Consider the following 16,450-nt stretch of genomic DNA (forward strand, 5'->3'; position numbering starts at 1 on the left):
AGGAGAGATTTACGCAGCGATGTGCTCTGGCAGGGCGCGCGCAGATGCGCTATGGGGCGCGTCTGAATCGCAGAAAGTTGGTCTGATGTCTTTTACCCTCGCTATTGTGGGCCGCCCGAATGTGGGCAAATCCACATTGTTCAATCGTCTCGTCGGCAAGCGGCTGGCGCTGGTGGATGACCAGCCCGGCGTCACGCGCGATCTGCGCGAAGGGGAAGCGCGTCTTGGCGATCTGCGCTTTACCGTGGTGGACACTGCCGGTCTGGAAGATGCCACCGACAACTCGCTGGAAGGGCGGATGCGCCGTCTGACCGAGCGGGCGGTTGATATGGCTGATATCTGTCTGTTCATGGTGGATGCCCGCGTTGGCGTGACCCCGGTGGACCAGATGTTTGCAGAGATCCTGCGCAAGAAATCCGCCCATGTGATTCTGGCCGCCAACAAAGCCGAGGGCAACGCCGCCGATGCCGGTGTGCTGGATGCCTGGGGCCTGGGTCTGGGGGAGCCGATCCGCCTGTCCGGTGAGCATGGCGAAGGTCTGAATGATCTTTATTCGCAGCTGATGCCGCTGGCGGATGAGTTTGAAAAACGCGCCGAGGATGACAGCCCCGAGATCGACGTCGTTCTGGACGAAGACGCCGACGAAGACGACCTGTCGGTGCCGATGCCGACCCGCAATAAACCGTTGCAGGTGGCTGTTGTCGGACGTCCCAATGCGGGCAAATCCACCCTGATCAACAAGATCCTGGGCGAGGACCGCCTGCTGACCGGGCCTGAGGCCGGGATCACCCGCGATGCGATTTCGCTTCAGATCGACTGGCAAGATGTGCCGATGCGCATCTTCGATACTGCTCGGCATGCGCAAGAAGGCCAAGGTGCAGGAAAAGCTGGAGAAGCTCTCCGTCTCCGACGGTCTGCGGGCGGTGAAATTTGCCGAAGTGGTGGTGGTCCTGCTGGATGCGGCGATCCCGTTTGAACAGCAGGATCTGCGGATTGCCGATCTGGCCGAGCGGGAAGGCCGCGCGGTGGTGGTCGCGGTCAACAAATGGGACATTGAGGATGAGAAGCAGGAAAAGCTGCGCAACCTCAAGGAAGCCTTTGATCGGTTGCTGCCGCAGCTGCGCGGCGCGCCGCTGATCACGGTTTCGGCGAAGACCGGCAAGGGGCTGGATCGTCTGCACGCAGCGATCATGCGCGCCTATGACGTCTGGAACCGCCGGGTGCCCACCGCGGCGCTGAACCGCTGGCTGACGGGGATGTTGGAACAGCACCCGCCGCCCGCGCCGCAGGGCAAGCGGATCAAGCTGCGCTATATGACTCAGGCCAAGACCCGCCCGCCGGGCTTTGTGGTGATGTGTTCACATCCCGACAAAATGCCCGAGAGCTACAATCGCTATCTGGTCAACGGGTTGCGGCAGGACTTTGATATGCCCGGCTCGCCGATCCGTCTGACGCTGCGTTCGCAGTCGGAAAAGAACCCCTACAAGGGCAAGAAAAAGGCGCCGCCGTCGAAGCTGCGCAAACATCTGGAAGGCCGCCGCAACTAAGCGCGCAGGTGCCCGTTCCAAGAATGATAGGAGGCAGCTTTCCATGTCGGAGGCTGCCTTTTTTCATGGCAAGCGCGGGTTTGTGCCTGCGTTGACGGCGTAGAATTTGACCGCAAGCCATTGGGCTTGCTAGGCTTCACTGTAATTTATTGAAATGCCGGTGTGCTGTTGCCAAGTTTGTTGGGCGCAGTATGGCCATGGCCGGGATATTAACAGTGGCGTCGGGTCGCCGCGCGCTTGGTACGTATCACCGAAGGGCGGCGTCATCGTGACGTCACACTGCGTCTCTAGGGAACTCCCATGGATTTGAGAGAATACACGCGGACATATTGTGACAAGGACAACCGGCTGGCTGCGCTCAGCTATTTCGGGACATTTGCAGTCTACTTCCTGTCACTGACGGTTGCGATCCGCTTTGCTGATATCTGGTATTTTCTGGTCCCTGCGGGGGTGGTTTTTGCCTTTGCAGCGGTGCGGCTTTACGTGCTGCAACATGATACCGGGCATCAGTCGCTGTTTGAAACGCGCCTCCAGAATGAGCTTGCCGGTCATGTGTTGTCGCCCTTTACCTTTGCGCCGTTTGAGGTGATGAAGCAGAACCACAATGAGCATCACGCCTATGTCGGCAATCTGGAGCACCGCGAATCCGGCGAGATCCACACCATGACCCTGCGCGAATGGCAGGCGGCAGGCTGGCAACAGCGGCTGGTCTATCGGCTGTATCGCAATCCGCTGGTGCTGGTGCCGTTTGGGGCGGCGTTCACCTATTTCATCCGCTACCGCTGGCCAAAGAACACGCTGCGCTTTGGCGTGCTGGGGGTGATCCTGCATAATGCGGTGATCGTGCTGTTGCTTGCGCTGCTCTATGCCATTGCGGGGGCAACAGGCGTGCTGGTCTGGCTTGGATTTTCCTTTTTGGGCGGCATGATCGGCGTCTTTCTGGTCTATCTGCAGCATAATTTTGAGGACACCTATTGGGATCGCCGACCTGACCTCAACCCACAGGTTGCAGCGCTTCAGGGATCATCCTGTCTAGATTTTGGCTGGTTTTTTGATTTTATAGTCGCCAATATCACGCTTCATGACATTCATCATTTCAACGCCCGCATTCCCAGCTACCGGCTGCGCCGCTGCCACCACAACCTGCCGCCGGAGATTGCACCGCGCCGGATCAAGTTCGCTGAGGCGGTCCGCGCCATGGGGCTAAAGCTTTGGGACGAAGATCAACAGCGGCTGGTGCCATTCCCGCCGGGCAACGCGCAGGGGTCTCTGGCCACGGCAGCAGGCCAAACCAACACGCAGGAGCCTTCATGACATCCATCGCCAAACTTCCCGGTGTCGGCCCCGCGCTGGCACGGGTTCTGACCGACCATGGCTACGCCACGATTGAGGCGGTAGCAGGAAAATCGCCGCAGGAGCTGAGCAAGATCCCACGGATCGGCAAGCTGCGCGCGGCGAGATTGTCCGCAGAAGCAAAGAAAGCCCACGGGGAAACCAGCCCAGAGCAAGGAAAACCTGCCCGCCGTGCCAATGGGGATGCTCCAGCGATGCCGAATGGTGCAGCGCAGGGGAAACCCGTTGACCGCGCCGAGGCTGATAAACTCAGTTCCGCGCTGGCCGCTGCTGAGGCCGCCCGTCGTGCGGCAGAGGCCAAGGCCGAAAAAGCTGTGCTGAAAGCGAAGAAATCCGCGAGAAAGGCGGCTGCCCTTGCCGAGGAATTTGCCGCCGCAAAGGTGAAAGCCAAGGCGAAGGCCAAGCGGGTGAAGGCCAAGGCCAAACGCGCGATTGAAAAGGAAAAGGCCAAGGCGAAGGCCATCCTTGAGGCCAAGCATAACCCGAAGAAAGAGGCACCTAAGAAGGACAGCGGCAAGAAAGACCCATCCAAGAAGGAGCCGACTAAGAAGGTCTCCGCCAAAAAGGATGGAACAAAGAAGCCGATGGCCAAGAAGCAGGGGGAGCCGAGCGTTCCTGCGAAGGGTAAGAAAAAGAAATAGCGCCGCCGGGACGCAATAAGGAGAACAAAGAAAAACCGACTCTGTAAGGCGCCGGTTTTTTTTGCTTTTTATTAAGGGGTTGCGTGTGGTTCTTAAACTAGCGTGCCCTCTGCCGTCAGAGTCAAACGTCCGCCCAGATAGGGGGCCAGAACCTCTGGCAGTTTGACGGAACCGTCTTCCTGCTGGCCGTTTTCCAGCACCGCAATCAGGCAGCGCCCAACGGCCAGACCGGAACCGTTCAGCGTGTGCAGATATTCCGGCTTGCCGCCGTCGGCCGGTTTGAACCGAGCATTCATACGACGGGCCTGGAAATCACCGGTGGTGGAGACCGAGGAAATCTCGCGGTAGGTGTTCTGACCGGGCACCCAGGCCTCGATGTCGAAGGTGCGGCGCGCGCCGAACCCCATGTCCCCGGTGCAAAGCACTACGGTGCGATAGGGGATGCCCAGTTTTTCCAGCAACCCCTCAGCGCAGCGCAGCATGCGCTTTTGCTCATCGTCGGACTGGCTGGGGTGCACAACCGAGACCATCTCGACCTTCTCAAACTGGTGCTGGCGCAGCATGCCGGAGGTGTCTTTGCCCGCGCTGCCCGCCTCGGAGCGGAAGCACAGCGTATGCGCGGTCATGCGGATCGGCAGGGCGGCCTCGTCCAGCGTGTCGCCCGCGACGGAATAGGTCAGCGGCACCTCGGAGGTGGGCACCAGCCACCAGCCATTGGTGGTCTGATAGCTGTCATCGCCAAATTTCGGCAGCTTATCGGTGCCATACATCGCCTCGTCACGCACCAGCACCGGTGAGTTCACCTCGGTGAGGCCGTTTTCCTCCACATGGGTGTCGACCATGAACTGCGCCAGCGCGCGGTGGATGCGGGCCACGGAGCCCTTCAGCAGCACAAAGCGCGCGCCGGAGATCTTCGCCGCGGTTTCGAAATCCATCGCCGCCGCGACGCCCTTGATTTCAAAATGCTCTTTCGGGTCAAAGGCGAAATTGGGGAGCGCGCCCCATTTGCTGACCTCGACATTGTCGTCCTCATCGGCGCCCGCTGGCACGTCCGCGGCCGGTAGGTTGGGGATGCGCGCCAGCACGTCGGTCAGCTTGGCGTCCAGTTCCTTGGCCTCGGTCTGCAGGGCGGCGACTTCGGCTTTCTTGCCTAGCCACCTCGGCGCGCAGACGTTCGAATTCGGCGTCGTCCCCCTTGGCCTTGGCCGCGCCAATAGCCTTGGCCGCCTTGTTCTGCTCGGCCTGCGCGGTTTCAGCCGCCTGGATTTTGGCCCGGCGGGATTCATCCAGCGCCAGGATGTCAGAAGACATCGCCGCATCCCCACGCCGCGCCAAAGCGGCGTCAAAAGCGGCAGGGTTCTCGCGGATCGCGCGGATGTCATGCATGGGAGGTGCTCCTAAAGCGTTGAATCAGTGCCGCCAGCATATGCCGGATGGGGGCGGGAAGGGGAAGGGGGCGCTCACGTTTGCTGCCGGGGTGTTGTGGGATGGCACGTTAGTGGGTGGTGGGAGGCGTGTTGTTGTCGGGGTCGTTTAGCCATTTGAAGAACTCTTCGTCGAATTCGTCATCCGAGAGTGTTTTTTTGATCCAGTGGTCGGGTGCTGAGGTCGGCCAGTTGCTGACCGTTCCATCCGCGAGCAAATTGCTGAAGCAGCCATTGTTGCGCGCGTTTTTTGATAAATCGAGTCGCCGAAGTGCGCATTTGCAAAGTGTATTTGCGATTGAGGGTTGGTACCCATCTCTATCACTAGTTAGGGCGTCGAACTGTAGCCTCGATCGAAATATCATCCCTCTAATTTTTGAGCTTCGAACCACTCTTAATGCGTCGGGGATTGGCACTCCATTGACCTTCAACTCGCAGTTCTCGATCGTCGGCCCCCAATGGCCATAGTCGCTGGGCGTTAGAAAGCACTGGATCTGCTCCGGCTCGAAATTCGTGAAGCGCAGCTCAGCTCGCTCAATTTTTGCGTTCTCGAAACTACACTCAGCCATCGCGAGCTTTGAGAGGCGGCTTCTTCGAAAATCCGTTTCGACAAAGCTCGCATTGGAAAAACTGGCCTGCTCTAACGCACTATCTGACAGATCAGCTCGGTTCCAGTTGCCGGTAATTTGAGCGCCTTGTAAGTTGCATCCGTTTAAACGCAATTTGAAGTTTGCGAAGGCTTCTTGTGTTCGGATATTCGTCTCCGATCGTCGTCCCAGTGCATCGAGGGCCGTCTGAATGTCAATTCGCAAGGAAGGGCATTGGCCTGAGCTTTCGTCGCCATGGTGAGCTGAGTTTTCTGCGTCTCTGTTGTAAAAAGAGAGTTTAGCCGCTCCAGTTACCGGAGAGTTCAAGCGAATGTAGGTGCACAGCAGCCCCATAACCTGAATGTGGAAATCGGGGCTTTCGCGCGCGATGCGTTCGAGGGCAAAGATTGAGCCAATCCTCACTTCTAGGTTGGGCTCGGAGGTTTCGACAAACACCGGTTTGGAATAATCGCTGCTACCCTTGGTGTCTTTCTCGTAGGTGGGGTTGCCATCTTGGTCATGGCGCTGGCGCTTCACCGTCTTTTCCGTCCCCAAGCCCTCAACGGCCTTGTTGATCCTGTCCGTGATCTGGCCTTGAACGGTTGTTTCGTTCGCATCCCGCGTGAGCTTCACTTTGATAAGGGTCATTGGGAATGCAATGACCGCGCCGGTGGTTGCCGTGATGGCCGTGAGACGAACAAGGGCAAAACGTCCGTCGTGGGTCTTGTCGCCCTCAGTGGACCGCCAGAACACGCCTTGGACAATCTCCCAAATCACCGACAACAAGCCAAAAATTAGGAATCCGAACACAATAGTCCAGAGCGCAGCGCCGATGAGTAAGACAGGGGCCCATACCGCATTCAGTCCCAGTTTGGACTGCAGAAATGCGATTGGTTTGGCTTCGTTTGACGACAAAACAATAAGCGGGAAGGCGACAAATACGGCGAGGCCAAACAGGGCAAGAACCGGCAAGAGGCCGGGGTCTGAGATGCTGATCATGACTGCAATCTGGTTCTGAAAATCAATACCCGCACCCTCTCATCGCCCCTGCATCGGGTCAACTGCGTTTGCGGTATCGGTTCTGGCCGCCTTAGCCTTGCAAGTGGCCCTTTCTGCGCATAGGTTCCCCTGCAAAATTAAGGGCGTCTCAAGCGCCTGTCACACAGAAGGAATATCCCATGGAAGGTGGCGCACTCGCCCAATTTCTCCCGCTCATTCTGATTTTTGGTATCATGTACTTCCTGCTGATCCGTCCGCAGCAGAAAAAGCTGAAGACGCATCAGTCGATGGTCGAAGCACTGCGCCGTGGCGATCAGGTGGTGACCCAGGGTGGCATCATCGGCAAGGTGGCCAAGGTCAAGGATGACGGCGAAATCGAAGTGGAAATCGCCGAGGGTGTCAAAATCCGCGTGATCAAAACCACCATCGCACAGGTTCTGAACAAGACCGAGCTAAGCAGCGTAAGTAGCCCCGCTTAACCAACTGAAAAGGCAGGGCAATGCTGCAAATTGATCTCTGGAAGCGGGTTCTCATCTGGCTGGTCTGTGTGACCGGCCTTTTGCTTGCCCTGCCAAATGCGTTTTACACGCGCGTCGAGCAGGCCAATGACGCCGCCGCCGAAATAATCGCCAAGGGCGAAAGCCCCGAGCGGCTGGAGGTGGCGGGCCAATGGCCGTCCTTCATGCCGTCGTCGCTGGTCAACCTGGGTCTGGATCTGCGCGGTGGCGCGCATCTTCTGGCCGAGGTGAAGGTCGCCGACGTCTATGGCGCGCGTATGGATGCGCTCTGGCCTGAGGTGCGTGACGCGCTGCGGCCTGAGCGTGGTGAGGTCGGCACCTTCCGCCGCCAGCAGGCGCCGGAGGGGCAGATTCGTCTGAAGATCTCCAAGCCCGAGGGCATGGCCCGCGCGCTTGAGGTTGTGCGCGGTCTGGCCAACCCGATCACCAGCCTGACCGGGGCCGGGGCCACCGATATCACCGTGTCCGGGACCGGTGACATTCTGACCGTGGAGCTGAGCGAGCAGGAAAAGCTGGCCTCTGATGATCGCACGGTGCGGCAAGCGCTGGAAATCATCCGCCGCCGGATTGACGAGGTGGGCACACGCGAGCCGACCATTCAACGCCAGGGCAGCGACCGGATCCTGATCCAGGTGCCGGGCATCGGGTCGGCGTCTGAATTGAAGGCCATCATCGGCACCACCGCACAGCTGACCTTTAACCCCGTCGTAGGGCGCGGTACGGACGCCGATGCCAATGCGGGCGTGGGCAACAAGGTTGTGCCGTCGCTTGATGAGGACGGCGTGTTCTACACCGTCGAGGCCGCACCGGTTGTGACCGGTGAGGAGTTGGTGGATGCGCAGCCGTCGTTTGATCAGAATGGCCGCCCGGCGGTCAGCTTCCGCTTCAACACCACAGGCGCGCGCAAGTTTGGCGACTATACGGCGGAAAACATCGGCTCTCCCTTTGCGATTGTACTGGATGAAGAGGTGGTCTCCGCCCCGGTCATTCAGGCGCATATTGCAGGTGGTTCCGGGATCATCACCGGTAATTTCACCATCGAGGAAAGCACCAATATGGCGATCCTGCTGCGTGCGGGTGCCCTGCCTGCGGGGCTGGAGTTCCTGGAAGAGCGCACGATCGGCCCGGAACTGGGGCAGGACAGCATTGATGCCGGTAAGGTTGCGACGATTGTGGCCTTTGTCGGGGTGCTGGTCTTCATGGCGCTGAGCTATGGTCTGTTTGGCCTCTTTGCGAATGTCGCGCTGATCCTCAATATCGGTCTGATCTTTGGCGCGCTGAGCCTGATTGGCGCCACGCTGACCCTGCCGGGGATTGCGGGTATCGTTCTGACGGTTGGTATGGCGGTCGACGCCAACGTGCTGATCTTTGAACGGATCCGCGAGGAGCTGAAGGCTGGTCGTGGTCCTGCACGGGCCATTGATGAGGGCTACTCCAAGGCGCTGAGCGCCATTCTGGACGCCAATATCACCACCTTCATTACGGCGGTGATCCTGTTTGCCATGGGCTCCGGCCCGGTGCGCGGCTTTGCGATCACGCTGGGGCTGGGGATCATGACGTCCGTCTTCACCGCGATCTTTGTGACGCGGGTGATCATTGTGATGTGGTTTGAACGGCGTCGTCCGAAAACGATCGAGGTGTGAGATGCGGCTGAAACTTATTCCCGAAAGTACCTCGTTTGATTTCTTCAAGCGCTGGAAACTGTGGCTGGGCATCTCTGCCCTGATGATTGTCGTGGGTTTTGCCTCCTTTGCCTTGCAGGGGCTGAACTTCGGCATTGATTTTCGGGGCGGTACAACCATCCGCACCGAAAGCACCACGGACATTGACGTGGGCACCTACCGGACTGCGCTGGAGCCGCTGGAGCTGGGTGACATCACCATCAGTGAGGTGTTTGATCCGACATTTGCCGAGGATCAGCATGTCGCCATGGTGCGTATTCAGGCGCAGGCTGATGGCGAGTCGATCTCTGGTGAGGTGATCGCTGAGGTGAACGCCGCGCTGGATGCGGTGGCGCCGGGCATCAAATTCGTGTCGGTGGAATCCGTCGGTCCCAAGGTCTCGGGTGAGCTGGTGCAGACGGCAGTCCTGGCGGTTGCGCTCGCGATTGGCGCGGTTCTGATCTACATCTGGCTGCGCTTTGAATGGCAGTTTGCGCTGGGGGCCGTCGCGGCGCTGGTGCATGATGTGGTGCTGACCATCGGTGTCTTCTCCGAACTCCAGATCAAGTTCGACCTGGCGATCATCGCAGCGCTGCTGACCATCGTCGGCTATTCGCTGAACGACACGGTGGTGGTGTTTGACCGGGTGCGCGAAAACCTGCGTCGCTACAAGAAGAAGCCGCTGGCGGAGGTGCTGAACATCTCGATCAACGAGACTCTCAGTCGGACCGTGATGACCTCGGTGACCACCTTGCTGGCGCTGATCTCGCTTTATGTGCTGGGCGGAGATGTGATCCGGGGCTTTGTCTTTGCGATGATCTGGGGCGTTATCATCGGCACCTATTCGTCGATCTTCGTCGCCTCTACCATCCTGTTGTGGCTGGGCGTGAAGCGCGACTGGACGAAGCCGTCAAACACCACAGGCAACCAGTTCGCCAATATCGACGCCTGAGCTGCCGCTTAGGTATGACATGTCAGAGGTCGCGTCCCGCCGGGATGCGGCCTCTTTTTATGGGTCGCAGCCGGGCTGGTATTTTGTCAGGGGGACGGACATGTTATGCAGCCGGGCAGGGCGCCGCGCCACGCGCCCACCGCCGACCACGAACAGAGGATGCACGCCATGCGGTTGAACGAAGTTGCCTATACGGACGCCCTGCCTATCGACGGCTACGGGCCGGGTTTTTTTCGCGTAGGCGGTGAGGTGTTTCAGAGTTCTATCCTGACCGGGGCAATGGGGACCACGGGCTGGGGCGGCTATGAGGACGCTGACCCGCTGTTGGCACTCGTCGGCGAGGTGGATGTGCTGTTCATCGGCACCGGCGCCGAGGTCGCGCATATCCCGGCCAGCCTGCGTCAGCAGCTGGAAGGGGCCGGGATCGGGGTTGAGGCGATGAACTCTCCCGCTGCCTGCCGGACCTATAACGTCCTCCTCTCAGAAGGGCGCCGGATCGCCCTTGCGGCGCTTGCGGTCTGATCACCTGTCCATGATGGAAACAGGCTTGATCTGGCGCAAGGACAGGCCGCGCGGGATCGGGTTTTTCGACCAAGAACCAAAGAGGTAGGCGGATTTCATGACAGTGACCATTGCCGGGCTGAGTATCGCGCGCGGCGGCGTGCCGGTGCTGGAAGGGGTGAGCTTTGCGCTGACGCCCGGACGGGCACTGATCCTGCGGGGGCCGAATGGCTGTGGCAAGACCACGCTGCTGCGCACCATTGCCGGGCTGCAACCGCCGCTTGCCGGTGAGGTGGCAATAAGCGGGACCGGCGAGGGCGACGATATCGCCTATGCAGGCCACGCCGACGGGATCAAGCTGACCCTGACGGTGGCGGAAAACCTGAAATTCTGGGCGGCGATCTTTGCCACGGATGAGATCGACAGCGCGCTGGATGCCTTTGACCTGCGGTCCCTGCGTGATCGGCAGGCCGGGGCGCTTTCTGCCGGGCAGAAACGCCGAGCTGGGGCTGGCGCGGTTGATGGTCACCGGGCGGCGTTACTGGATATTGGATGAGCCGACGGTCAGTCTGGATCGGGCCTCGGTGCAGCAGTTCGCGAATGTTGTGCAGGGCCATCTTGCGGGTGGCGGGGCGGCGTTGATTGCCACCCATATCGACCTTGGCCTTGACGGCGACACGCTGGACGTCAGCCGGTTTCGCGCCAAGCTGCCGGATCTGGACAACTTCGACGGAGCCTTCCTGTGAGGGCGCTGTTGCTGCGGGATCTGCGGCTGGCCTTGCGCGCGGGCGGCGGCTTTGGCCTGGGGCTGGCGTTTTTCCTGATCGTGACGGTGCTGGTGCCGTTCTCTGTCGGACCGCAGTCAGAGCTGCTGGGCCGCATTGCCCCCGGTGTGCTGTGGCTTGGTGCGCTCTTGGCCTGCCTGTTGTCGCTGGACCGCCTGCTGGCGCTGGACTGGGAGGATGGCACATTGGATCTGATGGCCACCGCCCCCCTGCCGCTGGAAGCGGTAGTGACGATCAAGGCGCTGGCCCATTGGATCACCACCAGCCTGCCGCTGGTGCTGGCGGCGCCTGTGCTGGGTGTACTGCTCAACCTGCCGACCGCAGGCTTTCTGTGGCTGGTGGTCTCGCTTTTGCTGGGCACGCCCGCGCTGTCGGTGATCGGCACCTTTGGCGCCGCACTCACAGTTGGGCTGAAGCGGGGCGGGCTGTTGATGTCGCTTTTGGTGCTGCCACTTTATGTGCCGACGCTGATCTTCGGCGCAGAGGCCGCGCGGCGGGGTGCCGCGGGTATGGCTGTGGAGACGCCGCTGTTGATGCTGGCCGGTATTTCGGCCGCCACGCTGGCGCTGCTGCCCTTTGCCAGCGCCGCCGTCCTGCGCGTCAATTTGCGCTAGGATGAATGAATTGAGATCCCTTCAAGCAAGAGCTAAATAGCCACTATGTCGATCTGGGAATACGCCAATCCAAAGAAGTTCCTGACCACATCGGAACGGGTGATGCCTGCACTGTGGGTCTCAGCCGCTGTGCTGTGCACGATTGGGCTGATCTGGGGGTTCTTCTTCACGCCTGATGACTACCGTCAGGGCTCTACCGTCAAGATCATCTTCCTGCATGTGCCCGCAGCACTGATTGCGATCAATGCCTGGTTCATGATGCTGGTCGCCTCGCTGATCTGGGTGGTACGTCGCCATCACGTGAGCGCGCTGGCGGCGAAGGCTGCGGCCCCCATCGGGGTGGTGATGACGCTGATTGCGCTGATCACCGGGGCGCTTTGGGGGCAGCCGATGTGGGGCACATGGTGGGAATGGGATCCGCGGCTGACCTCCTTTCTGGTGCTGTTCCTGTTCTACCTTGGCTACATTGCCCTCTGGGAGGCGATTGAGGACCCGGATACTGCCGCTGATCTGACCTCCATCCTATGTCTGGTCGGCTCGGTCTTTGCGGTGCTCAGCCGCTATGCGGTCAACTTCTGGAACCAGGGGCTGCATCAGGGGGCTTCGCTGTCGCTGGACAAGGAGGAGAATGTGGCGGATGCGTTCTCCAATCCGCTGTATGTCTGCATGGTTGGCTTTGGTCTCTTGTTTCTGGCACTGGTGCTCTATCGCACCGGCACAGAGATCCGCGCCCGTCGGATGCGCGCCCTGATGCTGCGGGAAAGGATGCAAGCATGATGCCGGATCTTGGAAAATATGCGGTTGAGGTACTCTCCTCTTACGCCGCTTCTCTGTTGCTATTGTTGGCGCTGCTGCTGATGACATTTGCCCGTGGCCGCCGCGTGCGGCGGCAGATGCAGGAGATGGAGCGGCAGATGCAAAGCCAGGGAGGACCGCGCCGTGGCTAAGATCTCTCCCGTGATGGCGCTGCCCGTTCTGGTCTTTGGCAGTTTTGTTGCGCTGGCCTTTGCTGGCATGTTTCGCAACGATCCTGAAAGCCTGCCATCTGCGCGTGAAGGGCAATCGGCGCCGCCGGTTGTGCTGACCAGCTTTGCTGACGACCCCGGATTTGATGATGCGACCTTGCGTGACGGCACTGTAAAACTGGTGAATTTCTGGGCCAGCTGGTGCGGCCCCTGCCGGGTGGAACACCCAAGCCTTGACGCCTTGTCCGAGGAAGGGCTGGCGATCTATGGCGTCAACTACAAGGATCAGGAAGACAATGCGGTTGGGTTCCTTGAGGAGCTGGGCAACCCCTATCGTGCCATTGGCCGGGATGAGGCTAAGCCGGATGGCGCTGGACTGGGGCGTCTATGGCGTGCCGGAAACCTATGTGATCGACGGGGAGGGGACCATTATCCTGCGCTTTGCTGGTCCCATCACGCAGCGGGTAATCGACACCACCCTGCGCCCGGCGCTGGAGCGTGCAGCACAGAACTGAATCGGGTCCAATGCCGCGTAGGCGATTGGAAACACATTCAAGCGGGCCGTATTTGGCTCCGCTTTTTGGTGTCAGCCAAGCGTGTAGGTGCGGAAGATCTGCTCATCGTGGATCAGTTCGCCCAGACGCTCAAAGTCGCCCCGTTCTGCGCGCCAGGTCAGATAGGCGCTCTGCGCCTCGCTGCTTTCCCAGATTTGGAAAATCACCATCTCTTCACGCTCCGGCGCCAGCAGCAGATGTGCTTCGATACAGCCGGGAAACGCGCGGGTCTCCGGCATCATCGCCTGGATTGCGGCTGCCAATTCGTCAAACAGGCTGGGCACTGCTTTCACGGTGACGATAACGGCTTCTTTTTCAGGGGTATTTGTCACGGGCTGTCCGTTTGAGGTTGCTGTACTGCCCCGGGGTGGCAGGGCATGTTTGTTATCACTAGTGCAGATAGGGCATCGAAATGTGCCGACCATCATTTCAAATGCTAGCCCGGCAAACGCTGCGCCGTCCAGACGGAAGTTAACGCAACGGAAGTTGGCGTCGCAGGTACCCTTCATGCGGGTGCGGGGAAAACGGGTTTTCGTATTCTAAACAAAAACGGGCACCGCTGTGGCGCCCGTTTTCTGTGCTTTGCCGCGCAGTGGACCTGCGCTGCTTCTTTTACGATTTGGCGAGGTTACGCAGCACGTAGTGCAGCACGCCGCCATGTTCGATGTATTCAATTTCCGGCGCGGTATCGATGCGGCACTTCAGGGTGATGGTCTTGGTTGTGCCATCGCCATAGGTGATGTCGCAGGAGACCTCTTCCTGAGGTTTGATCGTGTCCAAACCATGGATCGAGACGGTTTCATCCCCGGTGAGGTTCAGCGATTTGCGGGTATCACCGCCGGTGAACTCAAACGGGATAACGCCCATGCCAACCAGGTTGGAGCGGTGGATACGTTCAAAGCTCTCGGCGATGACCGCCTTGACGCCCAGCAGGGCCGTGCCCTTGGCCGCCCAGTCGCGGGAGGACCCAGCGCCATACTGCTCACCACCGAAGACCACCAGCGGCGTGCCTTGTTCCTGATAGGCCATGGAGGCCTCGTAAACAGAGGTCTGTTCGCCATCGGGGCCTTTGGTATACCCACCTTCGACGCCGTCCAGCATCTCGTTCTTGATGCGGATATTGGCAAAGGTGCCGCGCATCATGATCTCGTGGTTGCCACGACGCGAGCCGTAGGAGTTGAACTCACGCGGTTGCACCTGACGGTCCAGCAGATACTGGCCAGCCGGGGTGGTGGTTGCAAAGGAACCCGCCGGGGAAATGTGGTCGGTGGTGACCATGTCGCCAAGGATCAAGAGCGGCTTGGCGTCCTTGATGTTGGAGATAGTTCCCGGCTCAGAGCCCATACCCTGGAAGTAGGGCGGGTTCTGGATGTAGGTGGAGGCTGCAGGCCAGTCGTAGGTTTCTGCATCGGTGGTTTCAACCGCCTGCCACTTCTCGTCACCTTTGAACACATCGGCATATTTCGACAGGAAGGCTTCGCGGGTCACGGTCGCTTCGACCAGATCTGCGATCTCTTTCTGGCTCGGCCAGATATCCTTCAGGTAGACGTCATTGCCGTCCTTGTCCTGTGCGATCGGATCTGTCGCCAGATCAATGTCCATGGTGCCCGCCAGCGCATAGGCGACAACCAGCGGCGGCGAGGCCAGGTAGTTGGCGCGCACATCGGGGCTGATGCGGCCTTCGAAGTTGCGGTTGCCGGACAGGACAGAGGTCGCGACCAGATCACCCTCGGCGATGGCGTCGGAGAGTTCCTGCTGGATCGGGCCGGAGTTGCCGATACAGGTGGTGCAGCCATAACCCACGAGGTTAAAGCCGATCTTGTCGAGATCTTCCTGAAGGTTTGCGGCCTCCAGATAGGCGGACACCACCTGCGAGCCGGGCGCGAGCGAGGTTTTGACCCAAGGTTTGCGATCCAGACCCAATGCTGCGGCCTTGCGCGCTACAAGGCCCGCACCGATCATAACATAAGGGTTGGATGTGTTGGTGCAGGAGGTGATCGAGGCGATTACGACCTTGCCGCTTTCCATGGTGTAGTCTTCGCCTTTGACGGCGATTTCCTTGCCCATGGGACGCTTGAAGGTCTCTTCCATTTCCTTGTGGAAGGCCGCCTTGGCACCAGTCAGGGCAACATAGTCCTGCGGGCGTTTCGGGCCGGAGATCGCAGGCACGATGGTGCCCATGTCGAGGCTCAGCGTGTCGGTGTAGATCGGGGCGTAATCCGCATCGCGCCAGAAGCCGTTTTCCTTGGCGTAGGCTTCGACCAACGCGATACGATCTTCGTCGCGGCCGGTGTTGCGCAGGTAGCGGATGGTTTCCTCATCGATCGGGAAGAAGCCACAGGTGGCACCATATTCAGGCGCCATGTTGGCGATGGTCGCGCGGTCTGCCAGCGGTAGCGTGTCCAGACCCTTGCCGTAGAATTCCACGAATTTGCCAACCACACCTTTGGCACGCAGCATTTCCACGACCTTCAGCACGAGGTCGGTGCCGGTGGTGCCTTCGACCATGGCGCCGGTCAGCTCAAAGCCGATAACCTCAGGGATCAGCATGGAGATCGGCTGACCCAGCATCGCGGCCTCAGCCTCGATGCCGCCAACACCCCAGCCCAGAACGGCGGCGCCGTTGACCATGGTGGTGTGGCTATCGGTGCCGACCAGCGTGTCAGGGTAGGCAACCATATCGCCGTTCTGATCCTCATCCGACCAGATTGTCTGGGCGAGATATTCCAGGTTCACCTGATGGCAGATGCCGGTGCCCGGCGGGACAACGCGGAAGTTGTTGAACGCGCCCTGGCCCCATTTCAGGAACTGGTAACGCTCCATGTTGCGTTCGTATTCGCGGTCAACATTCATCTGGAACGCGCGCGGGTTCCCGAACTCGTCGATCATGACGGAGTGGTCGATGACCAGATCAACCGGGTTCAGCGGGTTGATCTTCTGGGCGTCGCCCCCCAGCGCCTTGATGCCGTCGCGCATGGCGGCGAGGTCCACAACAGCGGGAACGCCGGTGAAATCCTGCATCAGCACGCGGGCTTAGCCGATAGGCGATTTCGCGCGGGTTCTTGCCGCCGTTGGCGCCCCATTCGGCAAAGGCCTTGATGTCGTCAGTGGAGACGGAGAAGCCGCCATCCTCAAACCGCAGCATGTTTTCCAGCACCACTTTCAGGGCTGCGGGCAGTTTGGCAAAATCGCCAAGGCTCGGCCTCAGTGGCTGCGGGGATCGAGTAATATGAGATCGACTTGCCACCCGCGCTCAGCTTGCGGCGCGTCTTGGCATTGTCCTGTCCGACGGTGATAGGCATGTTTGGCCTCCCTCTGGGATGTGAATACAGGGAATTCGCTACCGGCT

The 16,450-nt window shown here is 60.0% G+C and carries 11 protein-coding genes and 5 pseudogenes; 12 read left to right on the forward strand and 4 right to left on the reverse strand.

Annotation, left to right across the window (positions count from 1 at the left end):
- Positions 1 to 85 precede the first annotated feature (85 nt).
- From der to L0Z65_RS04545, 3 genes and pseudogenes are all read left to right on the forward strand, one after another.
- Positions 86 to 1,547, forward strand: a pseudogene (gene der / locus L0Z65_RS04535) (ribosome biogenesis GTPase Der).
- Between the two features lie 300 nt (positions 1,548 to 1,847).
- Positions 1,848 to 2,861: a fatty acid desaturase gene (locus L0Z65_RS04540; RefSeq protein ID WP_405111172.1), complete on the forward strand. Its 1,014-nt coding sequence runs from the start codon at positions 1,848 to 1,850 to the stop codon at positions 2,859 to 2,861.
- Positions 2,858 to 3,541: a helix-hairpin-helix domain-containing protein gene (locus L0Z65_RS04545; protein WP_405111175.1), complete on the forward strand. Its 684-nt coding sequence runs from the start codon at positions 2,858 to 2,860 to the stop codon at positions 3,539 to 3,541. The genes L0Z65_RS04540 and L0Z65_RS04545 overlap by 4 nt, the downstream gene beginning before the upstream one ends.
- A gap of 92 nt (positions 3,542 to 3,633) precedes the next feature.
- Here the strand turns inward: L0Z65_RS04545 and serS are convergent.
- Together serS and L0Z65_RS04555 are read right to left on the reverse strand one after the other, a co-directional pair.
- A pseudogene (gene serS / locus L0Z65_RS04550) lies at positions 3,634 to 4,927 on the reverse strand (serine--tRNA ligase).
- A gap of 109 nt (positions 4,928 to 5,036) precedes the next feature.
- Complete coding sequence (locus L0Z65_RS04555; RefSeq protein WP_405111178.1) at positions 5,037 to 6,551, reverse strand: pentapeptide repeat-containing protein; 1,515 nt, start codon at positions 6,549 to 6,551, stop codon at positions 5,037 to 5,039.
- A 179-nt stretch (positions 6,552 to 6,730) separates the two neighbouring features.
- Here L0Z65_RS04555 and yajC point away from each other — a divergent pair, with 179 nt between their 5' ends.
- The 9 genes and pseudogenes from yajC to L0Z65_RS04600 all read left to right on the forward strand — a co-directional run bounded on the left by yajC (position 6,731) and on the right by L0Z65_RS04600 (position 13,062).
- A complete protein-coding gene (yajC, locus tag L0Z65_RS04560; RefSeq protein ID WP_405111181.1) occupies positions 6,731 to 7,030 on the forward strand; it encodes a preprotein translocase subunit YajC in 300 nt (99 codons plus the stop codon).
- Positions 7,031 to 7,050: 20 nt separating this feature from the next.
- On the forward strand, positions 7,051 to 8,712 hold the full coding sequence (gene secD / locus L0Z65_RS04565; protein WP_405111184.1) for a protein translocase subunit SecD: 1,662 nt from the start codon (positions 7,051 to 7,053) through the stop codon (positions 8,710 to 8,712).
- Position 8,713: 1 nt separating this feature from the next.
- Positions 8,714 to 9,682: a protein translocase subunit SecF gene (secF, locus tag L0Z65_RS04570; protein ID WP_405111187.1), complete on the forward strand. Its 969-nt coding sequence runs from the start codon at positions 8,714 to 8,716 to the stop codon at positions 9,680 to 9,682.
- A 168-nt stretch (positions 9,683 to 9,850) separates the two neighbouring features.
- Positions 9,851 to 10,204, forward strand: coding sequence for an Mth938-like domain-containing protein (locus L0Z65_RS04575; protein ID WP_040178755.1), 354 nt, complete (start codon positions 9,851 to 9,853; stop codon positions 10,202 to 10,204).
- Positions 10,205 to 10,301: 97 nt separating this feature from the next.
- Positions 10,302 to 10,929, forward strand: a pseudogene (gene ccmA / locus L0Z65_RS04580) (heme ABC exporter ATP-binding protein CcmA).
- Positions 10,926 to 11,582 carry a heme exporter protein CcmB gene (gene ccmB, locus L0Z65_RS04585; RefSeq protein ID WP_014874911.1) on the forward strand — a complete coding sequence of 219 codons (657 nt, stop codon included), beginning with the start codon at positions 10,926 to 10,928 and terminating at the stop codon, positions 11,580 to 11,582. The pseudogene ccmA and the gene ccmB overlap by 4 nt, the downstream one beginning before the upstream one ends.
- Positions 11,583 to 11,627: 45 nt before the next feature.
- Entirely contained in the window at positions 11,628 to 12,359 is a 732-nt protein-coding gene (locus L0Z65_RS04590; RefSeq protein ID WP_405111192.1) for a heme ABC transporter permease, read from the forward strand.
- Positions 12,356 to 12,529 carry a heme exporter protein CcmD gene (gene ccmD / locus L0Z65_RS04595; RefSeq protein WP_405111195.1) on the forward strand — a complete coding sequence of 58 codons (174 nt, stop codon included), beginning with the start codon at positions 12,356 to 12,358 and terminating at the stop codon, positions 12,527 to 12,529. Before L0Z65_RS04590 ends, ccmD begins: the two co-directional genes overlap by 4 nt.
- Positions 12,522 to 13,062 (forward strand): annotated as a pseudogene (locus L0Z65_RS04600) (DsbE family thiol:disulfide interchange protein). The gene ccmD and the pseudogene L0Z65_RS04600 overlap by 8 nt, the downstream one beginning before the upstream one ends.
- Positions 13,063 to 13,133: 71 nt before the next feature.
- Here L0Z65_RS04600 and L0Z65_RS04605 read toward each other — a convergent pair.
- Both L0Z65_RS04605 and acnA read right to left on the reverse strand, forming a co-directional pair.
- The gene (locus tag L0Z65_RS04605; protein ID WP_405111198.1) at positions 13,134 to 13,433 is read right to left on the reverse strand and encodes a putative quinol monooxygenase; all 300 of its coding nucleotides are present in this window, start codon (positions 13,431 to 13,433) and stop codon (positions 13,134 to 13,136) included.
- Between the two features lie 280 nt (positions 13,434 to 13,713).
- Positions 13,714 to 16,403 (reverse strand): annotated as a pseudogene (gene acnA / locus L0Z65_RS04610) (aconitate hydratase AcnA).
- Positions 16,404 to 16,450: the final 47 nt, after the last annotated feature.

The organism is Phaeobacter sp. BS52, assembly GCF_045040595.1.
GTDB lineage: Bacteria > Pseudomonadota > Alphaproteobacteria > Rhodobacterales > Rhodobacteraceae > Phaeobacter > Phaeobacter piscinae.